An 18,991-nucleotide genomic window follows, 5' to 3' on the forward strand; every position below is an offset into this window, starting at 1 on the left:
GATTGTAATCCAAATTTGGCATGCTGTATAATGATCATTAATAATGATGCCATCATTTTTAGTGATGTCTTAAGGAGAGGAGTGTTGGCATGGAGCTTACTGATCTAAGGGTTTTTCTCAGGATTGCGGAGGAAGGTAACATCACCCGCGCCGCGGAGCAGCTTGGGTATGTGCAGTCGAATGTAACGGCACGGGTCAAAAAACTGGAGAATGAATTGGGGGTTCCCTTGTTTAACAGGCACTCCAATGGAGTCACCTTGACGGAGAAAGGGCGTATGTTCCTGGACTATGCGTGTACCATCATCAACCTGACCGAAGAAGCAGTGAGAACCGTGCAGGAACAGCCGTATCCAAGCGGTTCATTAGCCATTGGCGTCGTGGACACGGTTCATTGCGGGCACTTCATTCAATCCTTGTCCGACTATCAAACCAAGTACCCTGACGTCACGCTGTCCCTATTGACCGGCAGCTCCTCGGAGCTGATTACTCAAGTTCTGAACTATCAGCTGGACGGGGCTTTTGTGACAGGAACCATTCCGCCGAAGCTGGTAGCCGATTATATAGAAGAGGATGAAGTCATGCTGTTGACCAAATCCAAAGAGCAGCCCTTTCCCGATCTTGCGGTAACCAAATGGGCCGTAGCCCCCGCGGGATGCCCGTTTCGAAGCGCCCTTGAAGCATGGTTGCTGAGCGAAGGCATTCCGCTAACCAATATGATCGAGGTCTCCTCGTTGGAAACCCAGCTCAGCATCGTGCGGTCAGGACTTGCGGCTGCGCTGCTCCCCAGCTCCGTCTTAAGCGGAGAATATGCCAATCTGGGCAGCTACTCGATCCCGGAAGCCTTCCGGCACACCTCGACAAGCCTGGTCCGGCGCAACGACCGGTTCAGGAACAAGGCGTTATCCGCTTTTGCCGAGCTGGTTAAGGTCAATTTTGAGATGAAGGGAAGATCATGAGTTAGGATGCTTGCCTATCGTGTTGATCCTCCCAGTGTGGTTATAATCGTATGCTCTCCCGCCAGTTCCATCTGCTGCTCGATATAATGCGCCACGCCATCCAGCTCATTCGAGTCGATAATATGATCAGCCAGCTGCTGGATTGTCTCGTGCGCATTCCGGACCGCGATCCGCGTCCCTCCGGCCTCGAACAAGCCGACATCATTGATGTGGTCGCCGAACACCACCGTGTTCTCCAGATCAATCCCCATGTGGGCGGACCATAATTGGAGGCCGTCTCTTTTGTTTGCTTGGGCATGGCTGAATTCGAGGAAATAGTGGTTGCGAATGTAATAATCCGGCATCATATGAGCATGAATCACGTCGCCGTATAATGCCGTGACCTCTTGCCGAATCGGCTCCAATTCTTCATGTAATCCGATGTAGGTAAGAGCCAACGTCCGGTAATCCGGTGGACAGTTCAAGTTCTTCACTTCCAGGAACCGCGGATCATGGGGGCGGCCGGCATAGAACGTCATCTCTCCCTCTCTGCGCAGCGTCTCATGCAGAACACGCTCCCGCTGGTCCTTATCGAGCGAGAAATAAAAGGGTGTAATGCCGTGCTTTTTCCCAACGCCGATAATCTCATTCGAAATGTCGCGCTCCAGCCAGTATCCATCCACAACGGTTTGATTCGACCCGTCATATATCAAAGCGCCGTTATATAGAATCACGGGGTATTTCCACGGGATATCCGAAACGACGCTTTGAGCGCTAATATAACCGCGGGCAGTCGCATACGTGACGATCAAGTCCCGCTCCAATGCATCCGTGACAACGTTCATCGTATAGGGTGATAAGGTTAGATCCGATCGCAGAAGCGTCCCGTCGAGATCCGTAATATATGCTCTTTTTTTCATAGTGAAGCAGTCCTCCTTCGCCGTCCGGTATGTGACAAAACCCAGCCTTAGAATAGCTCATGCCAAGACTGGGCCATACGTGTGAGTTAGACGTCTTCCATGATTATACAACTTCCGGGATGAAGATGGTAAAGCTTAATTGCTTATTTCGCTTCAATACGCGTTTATTTCTGAGCCAGGTCTGTTAGCGCAGCATCGGGAGTGCTTCACCGCTCGGAATGAAGGCCCCCCACCGGGCAAATGAAGCCGTTGAATCCTATTTGCTCGAGGAGCAGCGAATCGGGAGAGTATCGGAGTTTGTTAACCCGAGATCCGCTGCGGACATGCTGCTGGGAAGCTGCTATCAATATGCTTTTCAATTAAACTTCCTAGGCCTCCCCTTGTCCGATGAAGAGCAGAATGAGTATGTACATCGGGTGTTGGATACATTGTTTGCAGGCATTGGGAACGAATGAACGGAGAGCAGGCATGACTTGCCCTTTCTTTGGTAACCTTACACACCGAGAATCAGGTATCCCAGTGTCATGTATAGAAAAAGAAATAATAGCAGTACGGAATGCCCTACAACGGCTGTGATACCGGTTCGTGATAGTTCACCACGAGTCATGCTAATGAGTGCCAACAGAATCCCCACGGGCGACAACAGGAGTATCGACGCATACGACAGTCCCTGTAAGGGACTGCCTGCCTCCGGCGGAAACATGAAGCTGTACAGCGTGAACAAGGTGATGCAGATAAATAATGTCAGAGACACATCGGACAAATACCATCTCATCGCATAACCTCGGCCAGCATGCCCGACAGAATGCCGGCTCTGCGAACGACCTCAATCTTTTGAGGAATTTCCCTTATAAAACTCAGCATAGGGTTGGCACCTCCGAAAATTATTTAGTGATATGCGGCTGAAGATACCCCAAAACTTCTTGTATGTCCTGAATCTCGGCAAACGGAAAAACTCCCATGCGGTTCATTTTGGCGATGTCCCCACGATATGCGATAAACGGAATTCCGGCGCTCTCGGAGGCCTTGCCGTCCACCCAGGCATCTCCGACAGACAGCCATTCCTCCGGCGATGTATGGTGAAAATACCTCAGCACCGACATATATCCATCCGGTGCAGGCTTTAATAAGCCCATGGCTTCCCTGCCGATAATGAGATCGAAGTAATGAGCAATCCGGTTCTCTTCGAGTGCAGTCATCGCTGCTTCTACCGCGTTATTCGTCACGATAGCAAGATGCAGCTGTCCATGTAATTGCTGGACGAGCTCCATAGCTCCAGCTTCAAGTTTTGCTCCCGTCATCCCTTGGATCTCATGTTCCTTGGCGATATCCCACATCATGCAGCTCAGCTCCTCTGACAGCAGTCCCGTATTCATGGCTTCAGCGATGATGGTCGAGGTGGTATGGGTATCCATGGACAGGCCTGGGGGCAGAATGCTGTGACTACACAAAAAGGCATAGATGTCTCTTTTCATCGCTCCAAAATCAATGCTGGAATGCAGCAGCGTATTATCCATATCAAAGACAATCCCTTTTATTTTAAACTCGATATCTAATCAACTCCCGTCATGGTAACGCCATGAATGGCTGCTCCGCTAGGTAATCCTGATTTGCGTATGGCGACCAAGGATGTGACGCTTGCCTGGCCGGGGTAACCCTCTGTCCCATCATCCTCATAAGAAGATAAAGTGATGTATAGATGATTCTTTTGATCCCCTATCTTTTGGTCGGTCATCTTCAAGGATGCAATCCGAAAACCTTTTGCCGAAGGAAGCTGCCCCCCGCTGACCAACAGATAAATTTCCTGATCCGTTTCCTTAAGCACCCATCCTCCCGGAGCCCTATTTATGCCGTCATCATAAAGCTGTTGAATATCCGGATCAAGGTGCTCAACCGAACGGTGCTCCCAGGTGAATTCCGGAGCCGTTTTGGTATATAGGAGCTGCGTGTACGGAACTTGCATGTATTTGATCTCAGCGGCTTTGCGGGCTTCCTCCGTCAAAGTTTGTGCTTCATTGAAATCATTACTTCTCTGTCCATGGCACCCAGCCATCAATAACATGGTAGCAATCATGGTGAGCATTAGCCTTCCGCTGATACTTACTCGCATATCCTTGTTAACCCCTTCATTCCCTAATCATATACAACTTCCGTACCGGCGATAAAATCGTGCAGCGAACGCTTATCCTCGCGCAGCGCAACCATAAAGATGCTCACAATAAGCCCGATTCCTAACGTTAACGCGTATACGATACCCGCCACGAGATTCCGAAGCAGCATCGTCCCGAGGCCCGGCGGCTCAAGAAAATCGAATTTGCGGATACGAATGCCGCACATGCGCTTACCGATCGTATACCCATTCCAATACACCGGCACCAGGATACCGTATAAACCGAATATCAAGTTACTGATCGGCTCATTCTCATAATTCCCCGTGATAAGTCCAGCTATGATCGTTAGCGGAAGCGACACAATAAGTCCATCCAGAATGTTGGCCCCTAGCCTGATCCAAAAGCCGGCCACTTGGTTATCGGTCATCACGACTCCCCCTTGAATTCACTCCATACTCAAAAAAGACTTCCTGCCGACACTTCATTTGTTATTAGGCGGATCGAATTCCTTCCAGTTCTTCTTGATCTTATTCAAATCTTCCGAATTCCATTTGCCGATGCTCGGACCTAAGAAACACAAGATGCCGACAATCAGGCTGATCCAGCTTAATACCAGCGGGCCTTTGCCTACATAGGTCAACATCGAATCAAACATCTCTTTGCTCCACGACGTCAAGTTGGATCCGAATATGGCAGCTGCCAGATACCGGACAGCATACAAGAACACCGAAATGCAGATAAATATCATACCCATCACTTTATGGTTCATAGAACGCCTCTTTCCACACAACATTTTCCAAATCCCTGATATCATTGTAAGCTTAGGTTCCCGATCGAACAATAGTTTTTCCGCTTTTCCCCATTCCGTTATCATCAAACAGAGGAGTAAATAACCTTTACACGCAACAACATTCGCCACATAAAAGAAAGGAATGACTTCCTACGTTGTAGTGAAGCCATTCCTTTCTGCTTGATATACAATATTGTGCCGTTGGCCGGATTATGCAGCTATCCGCTCCTCCATTTCCTGACGACTCCCAGCAATTCACGAATATTTGTCCAAGACAAAATCCTCGATCATTTCAATATTTCTCCGATCCATAGCGTACTGTCTGATGTGTTTCTTAATATTCGGATACAAAATAATGTCGTCCAGCTGCTCGAGCGGTATCCATTTCACATCGGTTTGATTCGGATCTGGCACGGCCGGAAGCTTCGGAAATGACCCTTCAAGCGGATAACATTCGAACACGATGTATAACGTATGGATGCCCGATATGTTATCTCTGGACTGTTTATGCGGAGCATACTCGTACACGAATGCAACAGGCCCCACCTGCGCCTCCAGCGTGGTTTCCTCACGCAATTCCCTCAAGGCTCCCTCCACGATCGACTCCCCCGGTTCGGCCCCGCCCCCTGGCAAATTATAATGCAATCCGTTCTCATCTACATACTCGACTAATAACACAGACTCATCCCTCAGAACCAAGGCTGTCGGTCTCACCCGAATGTGATACGTCATCATAACCACCTCTCCCGGCTTACAAAAAACGGCCGAACGTACTTGATCTGTCTATCATACAATCAACGCGGCCGATATGGAAATATGATGCATCCTTTCCTCAGTATATCGCTAGTCAGTATATCCCGTGTTTGTTCTGCTATCATTCACTTCGATCGCTATCATCCAGTCTCACGTTTTCTCCCGTTACGCGGGAAACATTCGCCGCCTCCAGAAAACGAACGATCTCCAGCGTTTCGGATAAGGGAACATCGGAACCCCCGTCGTGAACATCTTCATGATCTGATCCAGCAGACTGGCATAATAGGGCTTGGGGTGCTTCATGATGTCCACGAAGCTGCTGGCCTCCGCGCGATGAACGGTCAACCCGAAGCGGTCGTTGCCTGCCCGATTGCCCCGTATCGTTCCGATCCTCCCGTCATTCCAAACCGCCGTTAACACCTCGTGCAGCTCCGTTGCGGCTACATGGACGCTTACGCATCCGGGTCCGAGAACACGGTACAGCATTTCAGCCGCATGAATGCCGTACCAGAAAAATCCCGGCTGCGTAGGTTGAAGGGGAAGCGGTCCTGCGCAATCCACGCCAATGATATTATCCGCCCCGCCCCGAGCCAATTCATCCTGTAATCCTTGCGCATACCGGAGAGACGAGCAACTCATAACGGTCACCTGATATTGCTCCGCCAATTCGGCAATTTCCCTTGCGTCCTTACTGCTCACCGCAAACGGCTTATCAATAAATACCTGTTTGCAATAAGGAGCAACCGCGCGAAATAAAGACAGATGCGACCTTCCGTCCACCGCTTCCAGCATGACGGCATCGACCTGTTTGGCCACGTCTTCCGGACTCTCCAATATCTCCGTTCCCCATGCCGCGAGTTCCTTTGTATATCCCTCCACTCGGTTTATGCTCAGCTCAAAGTCCGGCGACCCTCCGGGAAAAGCCGCCGTCACCCGTGCACCAGGAACGTGATATGCATGCGACTTGTCATGGAGCATTTTCGCGAAAATGGAAACATGGGATGTATCCAAACCAATCATACCGATCTTCATAGTCATAAGTTCATTCTCCTTTACCTTCAGCATTTTAGATGACCACGCTGATTTTCCACTCACTACATTACTGAGGATATCCAGCTGCCGGACATAGACTTTTCTTTCAACCATCATATCATCCTGTTCGACTAAAGGACGTGACTTTAAATCGTCTTTTATCCTGCACCTGGATCCAATACAAAAAGACCGCCTCCATCTGTGAACCAGATGAGGGGCAGCCTTTCGCATGAGCTTATAAATGTGTTATGCAATTGCATAATGCGCACTTTCAATATACTATGGCTGCATCCTCCACTTGATCACGAAGAAGCGGTTGGCCGTAGCCACGATAGCGAACACGATGGCAAAGGTTATTAAACCAGAGTCGATCAGGCAAGCAACCGCGGTCGCAAAAATGAAGAATTCAATAAGCAGCACGACGGCAAGCGGCAGCTTGACCCTTGCCTTCGGCGATATGGTCATGCCCCAAATGACGGCTGCCAGCAGCGGCAATCCGATCCCGAGAACTGCCTGTGCCAAGAGCCCAGTGCCATAATGGAAGCCCCAGTAACCTATCGAAAATAACAGAATCAATTCCAACATAAATCGGAGGGCGAGATTCAGTACTTTGAACATGGAGGGACACCTTCCGTTTCAGTCATGCGCTTATTTTTACCGTAGGCATCAAAGCTCGATTTGCTCCAAATGATGGATCAGGTGATCAACATAATCGTTAAACAACCACTCCAGCGTGACCTCCGTTTTATCGGGCAGCACGCATTTCTTCTGGAAGTCGGATGAATCGGCTCTTTGCATGACCCGCAGAATCATCCGGTTAACCTGCTGCCACAGTGCCAGGACATCCGATTGATCATATCGATTCTGGTAATCGTTCACCCGGACCCAATCGTTCTGAGCGTAACCTTGAATCGCGATAGGGTACTCCGACACCAATATTTTTACAAACCGGATATGGTTATTGACCGCCGAATCGCATAGATGGCCCAGGATCTCCTTCTTGGACCATTTATCAGGCGTAAGCTTCAGATTGAATTCCACCTCGTCGATTGCCGTTACAATCTCCGTTACTTCAGAGATCAAGGATTCCAGCTTCATAATGGATTCCATGCGTTATTCCTCCTTCTCGTTCATGATTCTATTCGTGTAATCGGCAGGCCCATGAAATCACTGTAATGTTTAGCCGCCTCCCGAAACGCCTCTTTTCGATCGCCAAGCGGCGAGAACAGGCTTAACGTGATTTCGATGCCGCTGCGCTTGATCTCCCGCTTCCAGATACCGACCACTTCTCCCCTGCGACCATGATGGGTTGGAAAACCCCGTTGCGAAAGGGAGCGATTTTGGCATCATGCTCTGACTCAATAATTGCGCTGCGATCCTTGTACCCCAAGTAATATTCAATCAAAACCCGGAAGCAGAACCGCCGAATCCGTATCAGCGGACGCGGATGGCCCAGTAACTGAGCTCCAGTATTCCATGCCGTTGACAAAATCTAAACGAAGATTGGATCGGACGGCCTCAAAGCCTCGTTTAGCTTCTGTCAGCGTTAATCCGACCCACCATGCAAAATCCTGGATCGTTGCAGGCCCATGACCTGTAAAATAACGGAGCGCAAGCTCCGCCAGCGATTCTTCGAGCGATAGCTCCCTTGGATTCGGGACCCACTCGTCGAGCAGCACGAAGCTTTGCTGTTTGCCTTCATGCAGTCCGAAACAGATCATGCCGGTCCGCCCCAAATATCCGAGAATGTAATAGCCGCGGCCATTCTTGGTGCTGATCCCTGCTTCCTCCAGCAGCTCCATCAGTCTGGGGCGGGATACAGGTGAACAGCCTCTCAGCGCGTTGCCAATGATCGTACGGCATTGATGGAGCGTACCTTCGTCAAGCTCAAGTTCGGCCTGCTTCTTCTTATCATTCGTGTGCAACCGCGATGCCGTCAGCTTCAGCATCCACTTGGCATCCTCCGCAGGCACGAAGAAAATCGTTCCACGCATCGGCCAAGTCAGCACGATTTTGCGATCGATCACGGCCTGCTCCACATCGGATATCTTGGCGGACTGCGTACGGAGACCGATTCCCCATACCGCTTGGTGGTAATCCTGTGCCTGAACAGCGCCTAATTCTCTTACTGCTTCTACCGGGCTCACATGCTTCATCCCTGTTATGCGCTGATTGTAGAGCCGTTGATTCGCTATGGTTTGGCTTAGCACATCTATCCACTCTCCCAGGCCATGAATATTGTCGGACGAAAAGCTATGATTTCAGGTCCGGTATGGACATCCAAGCCCGATCATTCTGCCAGCTCACCTCGACCGGCGTCTCAAAGAACGAGGTCAAATTGTCGCTGGTCAGCATGTCCCTGGAACGCCCCTTCCCGAAGACGGTGCCCCGGCGGATGAGCAAGGAGTGCGAGAAAATCGGCAGGATTTCTTCGATATGATGCGTAACGAACAGCAGGGTCGGCGCATCGGGCTTGGAAGCCAGTGCCGTAATACTGGACAGCAGCGCTTCCCTCGACAGAAAATCCAGTCCGTTACAGGCCTCGTCCAGTATCAACAGCCTTGGCGAAGCCATGAGGGCCCGGGCGATCAGCAGCTTCTGCTTCTCCCCTTGCGAACAAGTTTCGTATGTACGCCCCAGCAGATGAATACAATTAAAATCCTTCATCAGCTGCTCGGCCTGTTCCCGGTCTGCTTCATCCACCTTCTGATACAGTCCGATCGAGGCGTGTTTGCCGCTAATCACGACGTCCAGCGTGGATTCGCTCGGGCGGATTCTTTCCTGCAGCGAGGAGCTGACCCAGCCTATCGATTTACGCAGTTCTCTTAAATCCACCCTGCCAAAACGATGCCCGAGCACCGAAACCGTGCCGCTGGTCGGCCAGATGTAACCGTTAATCATATTCAAAATGGTTGTCTTCCCGGAGCCGTTCAGTCCGAGCACCGCCCAATGCTCCCCTTGCTGCACGGTCCAATCCACGCCTGTAAGAACGGTCTTTTGCTCCCGTCTCCAGGTTACGTCATTCAGTTCAATCATCGTGCTCATTGCCGCTCCCTCTCCTTCTTCAATCTGCTGCGCCATTTCGTTTCTCTTTTCAAGGATTATACCAGCAATTACATATTCCTCAATAGGGAGATGAAACCCCGCCTTGTGATCCGCCTACGACTTGGAATCATGCGAAGTATGCCAGGCAGGACATTTCATGCCTAAACGAGGATTTTAGTTTCATAAATTAAATATTGACAAATAATTATTTTTGTGTTATAATAAAATATTTTTCTGTTTACAAAGGTTTGTTGATTTGATAATCTACTTCTGCTCGTTCTTCTCTGGACATTGAATTTGGGAGAAGACATTCCAATATAGTGGAGGTATGTAAACATGCTACTAATCGATCAAGGCATTGCCATGCTGGAAATTTCCGCAGCCATGATGGGACGTACCGAAACGATCCACCCGACATTCCTCTGGGATCATCAGAATCGGGTGCTTGTCGATACTGGCTATCCCGGTCAGTTCCCGCTGATTCAGGAGCAGATATCGGACTGCGGCTTTTCCGTTCAGGATGTAAGCAAAATTATTATAACACACCAGGATTTGGATCATATCGGCAGTTTGCCAGCTATTATCCAGCACTGCAAACAAGCCCCGGAAGTGTTCGCCAGCGAAATCGAAAAGCCTTATATCGAAGGAGATACAAGGCTTGTCAAATTATCGCCCGAGGCTATCGCGCAAGCGCTGGCTTCGTTGCCGGATAACGTGCCGCCGGAGTGGAGGAACGCGTTTAAACACACGCTGGAGAACCCGCCCTCAGCACCCGTGAACCGCATGTTGCGCGACGGCGAAGAGCTGCCGTTTGGCGGCGGTATCATCGCGATCCATACGCCGGGCCATACCCCCGGCCACACCAGTTTATATCATATACCAAGCAAAACCCTGATTGCAGCGGATGCGCTGAACGTCAGAGAGGGGCAACTGATCGGGCCGGATCCGGCAACTACTTTTGATTTGGCGTTCGCCCGGCTCTCCTTGCAGAAGCTCACTCACTATGATATCCGCAACGTGATCTGTTACCACGGCGGATTATTTACGGACAATCCCAACCAGCGCATTCGTGAATTGGCTTATCCTTAAGCGATTGCCGGTCCACTGTCGATCAAGAAGACTTCACTTCGTTCTTCTGCCGTTAATCCAGCTAATCCCAAGGTACCACGTATACGTGCCGCCGGCCGGCACTTCGGCCGCTGCCTGACGATGCATCGCATGCGAGAGATCATCGAGCAGCCCCGTCGCAGGCTCAAGCGCAAGATGATACTGTCCCTGATAGCCGCCATAGTTCGCCCATATCGCTAGATAAGGCACCTGCTCTTTAGGAAACATCATACGTAGTCCTTCACCTGCAACCGGATCGTAAATGGAGGCTGTCCCCTCCGGCAGCTCACCAGCAAAATAAAACTTCTCCGCCGATGCTTCAAGCCTGCTGGCGGTACGATTCAAGCGGACATGGGGGTGTTCCTCCCATGGCTGCGGCCATTTCCGAAAATCGCCGGATTCTCCCAATCGACCGTTCGCCGAGTACGATACGATGATCTCCCTCAGCTCGTGTGGAACGATAATCTCTGCGCCTTCATCGATTTGAAACAACGGATGCGCAGCCCATAGGAAAGAGAATGGGAACGGACTCGCATTATGAACGGCATAATCGATCCGTAAGGTATCTTCACGGGGGAAGGAGTAGGTTTTGCGCAGCCGATAAGGAATTCGGATTCCCTGCACGCTGCAGTGAAGCTGTTCTTCCTCGCTGTGCGCCTTCCATGGAATGGACCATACCTCGCCATGATCCGGAAGCTCCGTTCCTTCCCATGGATGCGCGGGATACCGGCAGACATTGATCGTTGGAAACATTTCGTCCCAGCCGCTGCCGTCCCGCTTTCCGAAGGAGCTTGCATACCCGTTCTTTTCCAGAACTCCAGCAGGCTGCACCAGCCATTCCCGGCCTGTCATTCGATTGCGAAGCGAGATGACCCTGCTTCCGAGTTCAGGTACCACGACCATCTCCATCACCTCCGTGCGCCCTGTCCAAACCTCATATCCATCCAGCATCCCTTTGCTCCAGATCATCATCGTCATCCCCTCCGTTTAGTCAACGCATCACCCGGAATGCACAAATTCTCAAGGACCGTTCGTAACGGCCCTTGAGAATGAAGTGTAAATCTCTTACACCAACGTCTTGCAAAGCGCCAAATGCAGCGCAGCTCCTTGATGGTGAGACTCCAGCTGCAGCACCTCGCGGAACAGGGTTTCCGCGGACTGCCGGTCACCAAGTCCAAGATGACCGAGCCCCATCATATAGCGGCAATGAATTTCGTTCCTTCGGTTCAAATCTTCATCAAACACCAGGAAGTCCGGCAGCGATACGGCAAAGTAATCAATGCTCTGAGGCTCGAATATATGCTTCTCCCCGTAATCGATCAGCTTGTTAAACCGGCTGCGGGCTTCATTCTCCCGGCCCAGCCTATGCAGCGCGGCCCCTTGATAAAAAATCATGTGCGGCGGCTGATCGTTGTAATACATCGCGCTGGTCGGCTCATCCAGCCCCTCCGAAGCTTTCAGGAAGCACGCCTCCGCCTCTTCGGACAAGCTCAGCCCCTCGTATGCGCAGCCCAAGTAATAATCGATGTTATTCTCCTGCGCTCCCGTCAGCTTCCCTTCATTGATGTTGAGCGGATATTGCTTGGCAGCAAGCAGCTGCTCTACGGCTTCCTCATAGCGGCGATCCTGAAGCAGCTGCTTCGCTAGCTCCACGCGGGCCAATACATACTGGGCCGGCACCTTGCCCTCGCCGCCTTCCCAAGGGTGAAAGTTGCGTTTCAGAATCAATCCGAGCGCCTCTTCATAACGATTCAGCGTATTGTGCAGCGTCAAATATTCCAGATATACATCATCCCGCTGCTCGACCAGCTCCAAGTGCTCCTCCATCGCTTTCAAGCGATCAGCCGGAGCATGACCGAGCTTTTTATACAATTGGTCAAGCTCGTAGAAGATCCTGGCGTCCGCCGGATTCAGCGAGAAGGCGGTTTGCAGGGATGACAATGCTTTATCGTGGTCCTGCCTCTTGTTATAGTAAGCGAGCGCCAGATTCCGATGCGGCGTAGCGAAGCTGCCATCCAAAGCAACCGAAGCTTCCCAGCTGCTTATGGCCTCCTCGTAGCGCTTCTTGTCGTACAGCAGATTCCCTAAGTAGTACAACGCCTTCGCATCCTGCGGCTGTACGCTGAGCGCCTGCTTTAACGTCACGTAGTCATGCAGGGAATTCGGGAAGCAGTACGAGGGATCGGCCTCCGAAGCCAATCGGTAGCAAGCGGATGCCTCTTCCGTCCGGTTCATCTTCATGAGTGCACTGCCTTGGTAGTAATAAACCATCGGATAGACGGCAGATGCCGTAAGGCGTTCGATGCGCTGCAGCACATCCAAGGCGTCGCCATATTGGCCTGCATCCGCATAGTCCTGAGCTATGGCAATATAATGGTGCGGATTATCGCGCAGGCGCTGGACAAGCGATTCGTAGACATGCCGGCTCTTGTCCTCTTGCTTCAGTTCTTGATATACGGCTGCCTGCTCGTTCATCGCGCCCGCATCCATGGGATCCAGCTTGAGCGTTTCCTCAAGCCATGATGCCGCATCCGCCAAGCGTCCCAGCTTTCTTAAGACGATACTCTTGAGATGCCGCGCCTTATAATTACGGTACTGGGCAGCCAGGGATCGTTCGATCAGCTCGAACGCTTCCTCATATTCCCTCTTCTCACAGGCAATCTGGGCCAAAGCCAGATATCCCGCCCCTTGCCAGGCCCCCGACCAGACCGATTTGTACAGATAAGCGTACGCTTCATCCAAACGGCCCTGCCACTTCAAGGCTTTGCCTAAATGATAGAACGGTTCGCTGTCATAGGGCCGGGCGTTATGGCGGGTCAAGGTTTCGATCGCTTTTCTAAAATAAACCTCACTCTGCGTAAAGCACCCTCTGCGCAGCAGGAGCAAACCATAGGCATTGTTCAGCCTTGCATCTCCCGCATCGCGCCTTAGACCTTCCACATAATAGGCTTCCGGTTCATAGGTTGCGTGCCGGTACTGCTCCAGATGCTGCCCAGCCAAGAACAACGCTTCGGTATTCTTCAGTTCCTCCGGCTTGCCAATCGCCGTAGCCGGGGCCGGCGTTCGCTCCAAGGTACGCGGCTTGGGCTGGTAAGCGACCAGCTCTCTGCCGTCCGCAGCGAGTACCGCGACCCGTACATCTTCCTCCCTCATACCTGAGGCAAGTTCGATCTCGGCCTGGAAGATGTCGGCCGGCGACAGCTTGACCTTTCGATCCAAGCAGATGCTTCCCGCTCCGGTCACCAGAATGCGAGCCTCTTCGATAACCGAGGTTGCATAAGCATGTACGACGGCCTTGCGGCCGTGGACTTCGAGATTCACGGCGGCGTCAATGGACGCATTCTTCACGAGCCCAATGTCTTTATAGGGCATGAAGTACTGCTTGAAGCTTTTCTCCTCATACGGCGCCAGCCAGGTGAAATCGGGCTGGTTATCGGTATACACGCCGGTCATGAGCTCGATGTACGGACCGTCTTCGTCGGTCAGGTTGCGATCCCAGGCCTGGCCGAATTCGCCGTGCCCCCACGTCCACTGTTTTTTGCCGGGAGATATATGTTTATTGGCGACATGCAGAATCCCCGCTTTCAAGCCATGGTCATATCCGCCGACGAAATCGTAATCCGAATGATAAGCCATATAGGAGGTCGGAACGGGAATGTTGCGGTACATGGAAATATCGACGCCCGCCGAATAGTCCTGCTTATAGTACGTGCCGGTTGCGATCGGGAATTTGGACACGTCCCGCTTCCCATGATCGAACACCGCATGAACGTCCGGCGGAAATACGGATTGGGTATGATCGTTGACCGCTACGGCCGGATTCGCCCACCACAGAAAGGTCTGCGGCTCCGAAGTCCGATTGTACATTTGCGCGTGAATTTCAAGATACGCCTTGCCCGGATACAGCGTGAAGCCGGTAGACACCTTCGTGCCGTACATCCGGTCGATCTCGCCGACCCATACCGTCTTGCTGCCGTCCGGGTGATCCGTTAGACTCCACTCCACCTCGCCATAGGTGTTCGGACGGTGATGCTGCGGCCAGTTGAACTCGATTCCCCCGGATATCCATGGACCCGCAAGGCCAACCAAAGCCGGCTTGATCACTTGATTGTGGTATACAAAATCATAGTTGTTGGTTTTATCGATGGCCCGGTAGATCCGGCCGCCAATCTGCGGCATGATCTGAATCTGCACGTACTCATTTTCAAGGAAAATGATCCGGTAGGGCTTTAATACTTTCTCATCGTAAATTTTATCGATGACCGGCAGCGGATAGACACGCCCCGAGCTCCCCTGATACACCCGTTTCTCCAAAAACATCGGGTTCAGGTCCGGCTTCCCCACTTCATACGTGGGAATCTCCACGGTCTCTTCCCGTACGCTCACTTGCCGTTGTTTTGTCATGAGTCGTCATCCCTCCATTAGCATCCGCGTTGGCTGCGTTATGTCTCTATCTTATAAGCCGGCCTGCCGAAGAGCCATTGACGATATCATGTTGATGATGGATTATATTCTGATTATTGGGCGCTCCATCCGGTTGACAACAATTCCGTTCCGATTCATAGTAAAGCTATGGATACCATACGAAAACCAGACGGATTCGAGTCCCAGAAAATCATTGTCCTCCCGGATCATATTATGAAAGAGGCTGCCCGGCATCCGCTTGTGGAACGGCTGCACGTAACCGACGTCGGGTACTTTCCGCGTGCGCTTCACCACTACCGGGAACGCCCGGAAGGCAGCGGTGCGTACATCTTAATCTACTGCGTGGAGGGGGAAGGCTGGTACCGGTTGAACGGCGGCAAAACCTATTCTCTGCTCAAGGGGCAGGCGGTTGTCATTTCGCCGGATACGCCGCATGAATATGCTTCATCGGAGTTTCATCCCTGGAGCATTTACTGGTGGCATATGAAGGGGGCGCATGCAGGTTTATTGTTCGAGGGCTTTACCGGCGCAGCCGAACCCGCCATCGTTCCGGTCGACCAGTCAAGGAGCATCGTTGAGCTGTTTCAGGAGAGTTACGAGCTGCTGCAAAAAGGGTATACGCTGAACCATATCATCCATGTCTCGCAGCTCGCCGGCCACTTGGCGGCCGTCATCCGGCTCTCCCGGCTCCAACCGCAGCGAGGGCAACACCAGCACAACAAACATGACATGGAACAGACGCTTCGGTTCATGACCGAGCATCTGGAGGGCCATGTGAGCCTGAAGGAGCTGGCGGCCTACGCCAATCTGTCCATACCGCACTTCACCTTCCGGTTCAAGGAAGCGACGGGCTACTCCCCCATCGATTACTATCTGCGGCTCAAAATCCAGCGGTCCTGCCAGCATCTGGACCTGACCGGCGAGAGCGTCAAGGAGATCAGCCACCGTCTCGGCTTCCAGGATCCCTACTACTTCTCGCGACTGTTCAAAAAAATCATGGGGAAATCCCCTTCTGAATACCGAGATACCCGGAAAGGGTAGGATTTCCTGGTTATTTCCTTATACTGAACCCAACCTTTCGTTCGATTGAGCACACTATTTTTCGATTGGGAGGAAATCATGATTAACAAATTCATACCCTGTCTAGTCATGTTTGCCATTATTATTTGTGGATGCAGCAATAGCAGCAAAGAAAAAGACGAGCCTGTGAATAAATATGTAGGGTACGTCGTTCAAAAAGAAGAGGGTAGGATTTTGGTAACCCGTTATGATGAAAAATCAGATTTGAACGACGCAATATGGATCAGAACCAAAAGAAAAATAGAGTTAGGACAACAAGTTTCGATCGAAATTGACGGAGGTATCGAAACCTCCTATCCAGCTCAAGCTTCAGCTAAAGACATAGATATCCTGACAATCGAAAGTCCTAAATCTTCCAAATTCGGTCAACAAGAAGTAATCGTTATGACATTGGAGCATTTTGATCAAATTGAAGTACCTTTCATTAAGTCTATACGCTACTCCGATGTAAACAACGTTTGGACTGTCGTCATTCTTGACGGCATATCGGATTCCAAAAAGGAAATGAAATTTACGATAGAGGGCTAGCATGACAACAATAGAATATGGACCCATTTCCTAAAACAGAGAATCCAATATGGGTAATACTTATACATTGTATAGTTCAACCGTAAAGAGCGTCGTATCGCGAAAGGCAATACGACGCTCTTCTATTTCATCTCATCCCTGTCTCTGAATCCGGTACGCCAAGCTGTCGAAATCCCCGCGCAGCGGCAGCTCGATCCCGATGTTCATGAGCGCCCTGCCGCTCCATGTACCGGCCACCCCCTCAATGGCATACGATTGATCGGCTTGCAGCCCGGTCAGCCGCAGTCTCGGCAGCGGCTCGCCCAGCTTCTGGCTGTGCAGGAACGCAAACAGCACGTTGTCGCTGCCGTCTTCGCTGCCGTACTGCACGGCCGTTACGCCTTTATGCCGAAGTGAGTCCAGGCGATACTGACTGCCGAACTGAACCAGATGGCGAATGGATTTATACTGCTCCACATATTCGGCCGATTCCGCAATCCGCTCATCGCTCCACTCATTCAGGTTGGAGCCGATGCCGAGCGTTCCCATCATGGCGCTATGGAAGCGGTATTTCAGGGATACCTGTCTGCGATTCATCCCTGTCGGCGACTCCGTCACCCAGCAGGTCATCATCCGCGGAGCATACGTGTACGAGAAGCCCTCCTGAATGCTGAGGCGGTCAAAGGCATCGGTGTTATCGCTCGGCCAGGATTGGTCGGCATACCGGAAGATGCCAAGATCGATGCGCGCTCCGCCGCCGGCGCAGGTTTCAAACGCCACATGCGGGAATTTGCGCCGCAGCTCCACCCAAATCTCGTACAGGCTCTGAACATGGCGAATCCAGATCTCCTTCTGGCGGTGATGCGGATGGTCCTTCATGCCGGGTTCAGTTACGGTTCGATTCATGTCCCATTTAATGAACTTGATGTCATGCTTCTCCAGCAGGTCCGTCATAAACTGCAAAATGTAAGCCTTAACCTCCGGCTTCGAAATGTTCAGCAGCAGCTGATTGCGAAGCTCCGAGCGCTCCCGCGTCTCGAAATGGTACACCCAATCCGGGTGCTCCCGGTACAGGTCGCTGTCCGGATTGACGGCCTCCGGTTCCACCCAGATGCCGAAATCCATGCCGAGCTCATGCACCTTGTCAATCAGCTCGCCGAGACCGTTCCGGAACTTCTTCCGGTTCACGAACCAATCGCCAAGCCCGGCGCGATCATGGTTGCGCCCGCCGAACCACCCGTCGTCCACGACGAACAATTCCACGCCCAAACGCGCGGCTCTTTCGGCCAAAGCCATTTGATCCTTGGCATTGACATCGAAGTACGTTGCTTCCCAGGAGTTATACAAGACCGGTCTCGTTTCGCGGCCCGGCAGGACATCCGAATACTGATAGCGGTGCAGCCGCCGGCTCATCCCGCCAAAGCCGCCGCTGCTGTATCCCCCGACGAAGCCGGGCGTATCGAAGGCTTCTCCCGCTCCCAGCACCCACTCGCTGTCGAAATCATTGATGCCTCCGGTCACCCGAACATGATCGAACACCGTCCGCTCGGCCGTAATCTTCCAGTTCCCGCTCCAGGCCAGCGCCCCGAACCAGACCTGCCCCGCCGACTCCGTGGCATGTCCGTCATCCATCGCAAACCAAGGGTTGGCATGGCTGTCCGTAAAACCCCTGCGGGATTCCAGCACCTTCTTTCCTTCGGTGAGGAAGGTGCTGCGCAGCTGAAATTCGCCGGACCATTTTCCCGTCACGTGCGTGAGGCGGTAATCCGCCAGATAGGGGATGACCCATGCCGCGGATTGCGCGTTCTCCAGCACGATATCCGCCTCGCCGCGGTTGACGATCCGGGCCGAACGTTCGATCAGGTCGCACTCGGGAACCGCCCGGTAGGACAGCTCCACTTCAAGCGGGTACGCTTCGTCCTTCATAACGATGATCAGCGTCTCCCTGCCTTCCGTCTGCAGCGTGCGGTGCCCGGCATAACGAACCGCCAAATCGCGGACGCCATCTTGGATGCGGACCTTCAGGCTGGGCTCGCTGTATTTGACTCCGCCCCAGAAGCTGTATTCCTCCACCTCCGAATGGACTTCCGCGTCAAACGAGCTGTGCGATCTCGGCCGCAGCAGCGGCGCCGCGTCTTCGATCGCGATGGACTCTCCCCAGTATAGATGCTGCAGGTTGCCGCTATCGTTGATGCCGAACAGATAGGAGCTGTTATCGGTTTGTATCGCAAACACGCGAAACTGTTCTTGGTATTGAATGGTCACAGAATATCATCCTTCCGATTC

The 18,991-nt window shown here is 52.1% G+C and carries 20 protein-coding genes and 1 pseudogene; 5 read left to right on the forward strand and 16 right to left on the reverse strand.

Going from position 1 to position 18,991, the window contains the following annotated elements; genetic code table 11:
- Positions 1 to 89: 89 nt before the first annotated feature.
- Positions 90 to 956: a LysR family transcriptional regulator gene (locus tag P0X86_RS22225; protein WP_192571183.1), complete on the forward strand. Its 867-nt coding sequence runs from the start codon at positions 90 to 92 to the stop codon at positions 954 to 956.
- A gap of 14 nt (positions 957 to 970) precedes the next feature.
- On the opposite strand, the gene P0X86_RS22230 is transcribed toward P0X86_RS22225, so the two are convergent.
- Entirely contained in the window at positions 971 to 1,855 is an 885-nt protein-coding gene (locus tag P0X86_RS22230; RefSeq protein ID WP_277746462.1) for an HAD family hydrolase, read from the reverse strand.
- A gap of 218 nt (positions 1,856 to 2,073) precedes the next feature.
- Between P0X86_RS22230 and P0X86_RS22235 the strand changes: the two genes are divergently transcribed.
- Positions 2,074 to 2,310, forward strand: a complete 237-nt coding sequence (locus tag P0X86_RS22235) for a TetR/AcrR family transcriptional regulator C-terminal domain-containing protein (RefSeq protein WP_277746463.1) — start codon at positions 2,074 to 2,076, stop codon at positions 2,308 to 2,310.
- Positions 2,311 to 2,348: 38 nt separating this feature from the next.
- On the opposite strand, the gene P0X86_RS22240 is transcribed toward P0X86_RS22235, so the two are convergent.
- From P0X86_RS22240 to P0X86_RS22295, 12 genes and pseudogenes are all read right to left on the reverse strand, one after another.
- Positions 2,349 to 2,630 (reverse strand): hypothetical protein, encoded by a 282-nt coding sequence (locus tag P0X86_RS22240; RefSeq protein WP_277746464.1) that lies wholly within the window; start codon positions 2,628 to 2,630, stop codon positions 2,349 to 2,351.
- A gap of 109 nt (positions 2,631 to 2,739) precedes the next feature.
- Positions 2,740 to 3,405 (reverse strand): HAD family hydrolase, encoded by a 666-nt coding sequence (locus tag P0X86_RS22245; protein WP_347177559.1) that lies wholly within the window; start codon positions 3,403 to 3,405, stop codon positions 2,740 to 2,742.
- Between the two features lie 2 nt (positions 3,406 to 3,407).
- A complete protein-coding gene (locus P0X86_RS22250; protein ID WP_277746465.1) occupies positions 3,408 to 3,965 on the reverse strand; it encodes a hypothetical protein in 558 nt (185 codons plus the stop codon).
- Between the two features lie 23 nt (positions 3,966 to 3,988).
- A complete protein-coding gene (locus P0X86_RS22255) occupies positions 3,989 to 4,393 on the reverse strand; it encodes an RDD family protein (protein WP_090908012.1) in 405 nt (134 codons plus the stop codon).
- A gap of 54 nt (positions 4,394 to 4,447) precedes the next feature.
- Entirely contained in the window at positions 4,448 to 4,735 is a 288-nt protein-coding gene (locus P0X86_RS22260; RefSeq protein ID WP_277746466.1) for a hypothetical protein, read from the reverse strand.
- A gap of 276 nt (positions 4,736 to 5,011) precedes the next feature.
- Positions 5,012 to 5,488: an NUDIX domain-containing protein gene (locus P0X86_RS22265; protein ID WP_096776849.1), complete on the reverse strand. Its 477-nt coding sequence runs from the start codon at positions 5,486 to 5,488 to the stop codon at positions 5,012 to 5,014.
- Between the two features lie 142 nt (positions 5,489 to 5,630).
- A pseudogene (locus tag P0X86_RS22270) lies at positions 5,631 to 6,547 on the reverse strand (Gfo/Idh/MocA family protein).
- A gap of 273 nt (positions 6,548 to 6,820) precedes the next feature.
- On the reverse strand, positions 6,821 to 7,159 hold the full coding sequence (locus tag P0X86_RS22275; RefSeq protein ID WP_096776821.1) for a YrdB family protein: 339 nt from the start codon (positions 7,157 to 7,159) through the stop codon (positions 6,821 to 6,823).
- A gap of 48 nt (positions 7,160 to 7,207) precedes the next feature.
- Positions 7,208 to 7,651, reverse strand: a complete 444-nt coding sequence (locus P0X86_RS22280; protein WP_096776822.1) for a DinB family protein — start codon at positions 7,649 to 7,651, stop codon at positions 7,208 to 7,210.
- Positions 7,652 to 7,671: 20 nt separating this feature from the next.
- Entirely contained in the window at positions 7,672 to 7,827 is a 156-nt protein-coding gene (locus P0X86_RS22285) for a hypothetical protein (protein WP_277746467.1), read from the reverse strand.
- 111 nt (positions 7,828 to 7,938) lie between these two features.
- On the reverse strand, positions 7,939 to 8,751 hold the full coding sequence (locus P0X86_RS22290; protein ID WP_277746468.1) for a winged helix DNA-binding domain-containing protein: 813 nt from the start codon (positions 8,749 to 8,751) through the stop codon (positions 7,939 to 7,941).
- 43 nt (positions 8,752 to 8,794) lie between these two features.
- Entirely contained in the window at positions 8,795 to 9,586 is a 792-nt protein-coding gene (locus P0X86_RS22295) for an ABC transporter ATP-binding protein (RefSeq protein ID WP_277746469.1), read from the reverse strand.
- 336 nt (positions 9,587 to 9,922) lie between these two features.
- On the opposite strand from P0X86_RS22295, the gene P0X86_RS22300 reads away from it, so the two are divergent.
- Positions 9,923 to 10,675, forward strand: a complete 753-nt coding sequence (locus P0X86_RS22300; protein ID WP_277746470.1) for an MBL fold metallo-hydrolase — start codon at positions 9,923 to 9,925, stop codon at positions 10,673 to 10,675.
- 33 nt (positions 10,676 to 10,708) lie between these two features.
- Here the strand turns inward: P0X86_RS22300 and P0X86_RS22305 are convergent, their stop codons facing one another.
- Both P0X86_RS22305 and P0X86_RS22310 read right to left on the reverse strand, forming a co-directional pair.
- Complete coding sequence (locus tag P0X86_RS22305; protein ID WP_277749075.1) at positions 10,709 to 11,662, reverse strand: aldose epimerase family protein; 954 nt, start codon at positions 11,660 to 11,662, stop codon at positions 10,709 to 10,711.
- 96 nt (positions 11,663 to 11,758) lie between these two features.
- The gene (locus P0X86_RS22310) at positions 11,759 to 15,097 is read right to left on the reverse strand and encodes a tetratricopeptide repeat protein (RefSeq protein ID WP_277746471.1); all 3,339 of its coding nucleotides are present in this window, start codon (positions 15,095 to 15,097) and stop codon (positions 11,759 to 11,761) included.
- Positions 15,098 to 15,265: 168 nt separating this feature from the next.
- Here P0X86_RS22310 and P0X86_RS22315 point away from each other — a divergent pair, with 168 nt between their 5' ends.
- Together P0X86_RS22315 and P0X86_RS22320 are read left to right on the forward strand one after the other, a co-directional pair.
- The gene (locus P0X86_RS22315) at positions 15,266 to 16,159 is read left to right on the forward strand and encodes an AraC family transcriptional regulator (protein WP_277746472.1); all 894 of its coding nucleotides are present in this window, start codon (positions 15,266 to 15,268) and stop codon (positions 16,157 to 16,159) included.
- Positions 16,160 to 16,237: 78 nt separating this feature from the next.
- Positions 16,238 to 16,726, forward strand: a complete 489-nt coding sequence (locus P0X86_RS22320) for a DUF3221 domain-containing protein (RefSeq protein ID WP_277746473.1) — start codon at positions 16,238 to 16,240, stop codon at positions 16,724 to 16,726.
- A 132-nt stretch (positions 16,727 to 16,858) separates the two neighbouring features.
- Here P0X86_RS22320 and P0X86_RS22325 read toward each other — a convergent pair whose 3' ends face one another.
- Positions 16,859 to 18,970, reverse strand: a complete 2,112-nt coding sequence (locus P0X86_RS22325; protein ID WP_277746474.1) for an alpha-galactosidase — start codon at positions 18,968 to 18,970, stop codon at positions 16,859 to 16,861.
- Positions 18,971 to 18,991 lie beyond the last annotated feature (21 nt).

Origin of the sequence: Paenibacillus sp. BR1-192 (assembly GCF_029542445.1) — a bacterium.
Classification (GTDB): domain Bacteria; phylum Bacillota; class Bacilli; order Paenibacillales; family Paenibacillaceae; genus Paenibacillus_AQ; species Paenibacillus_AQ lautus_A.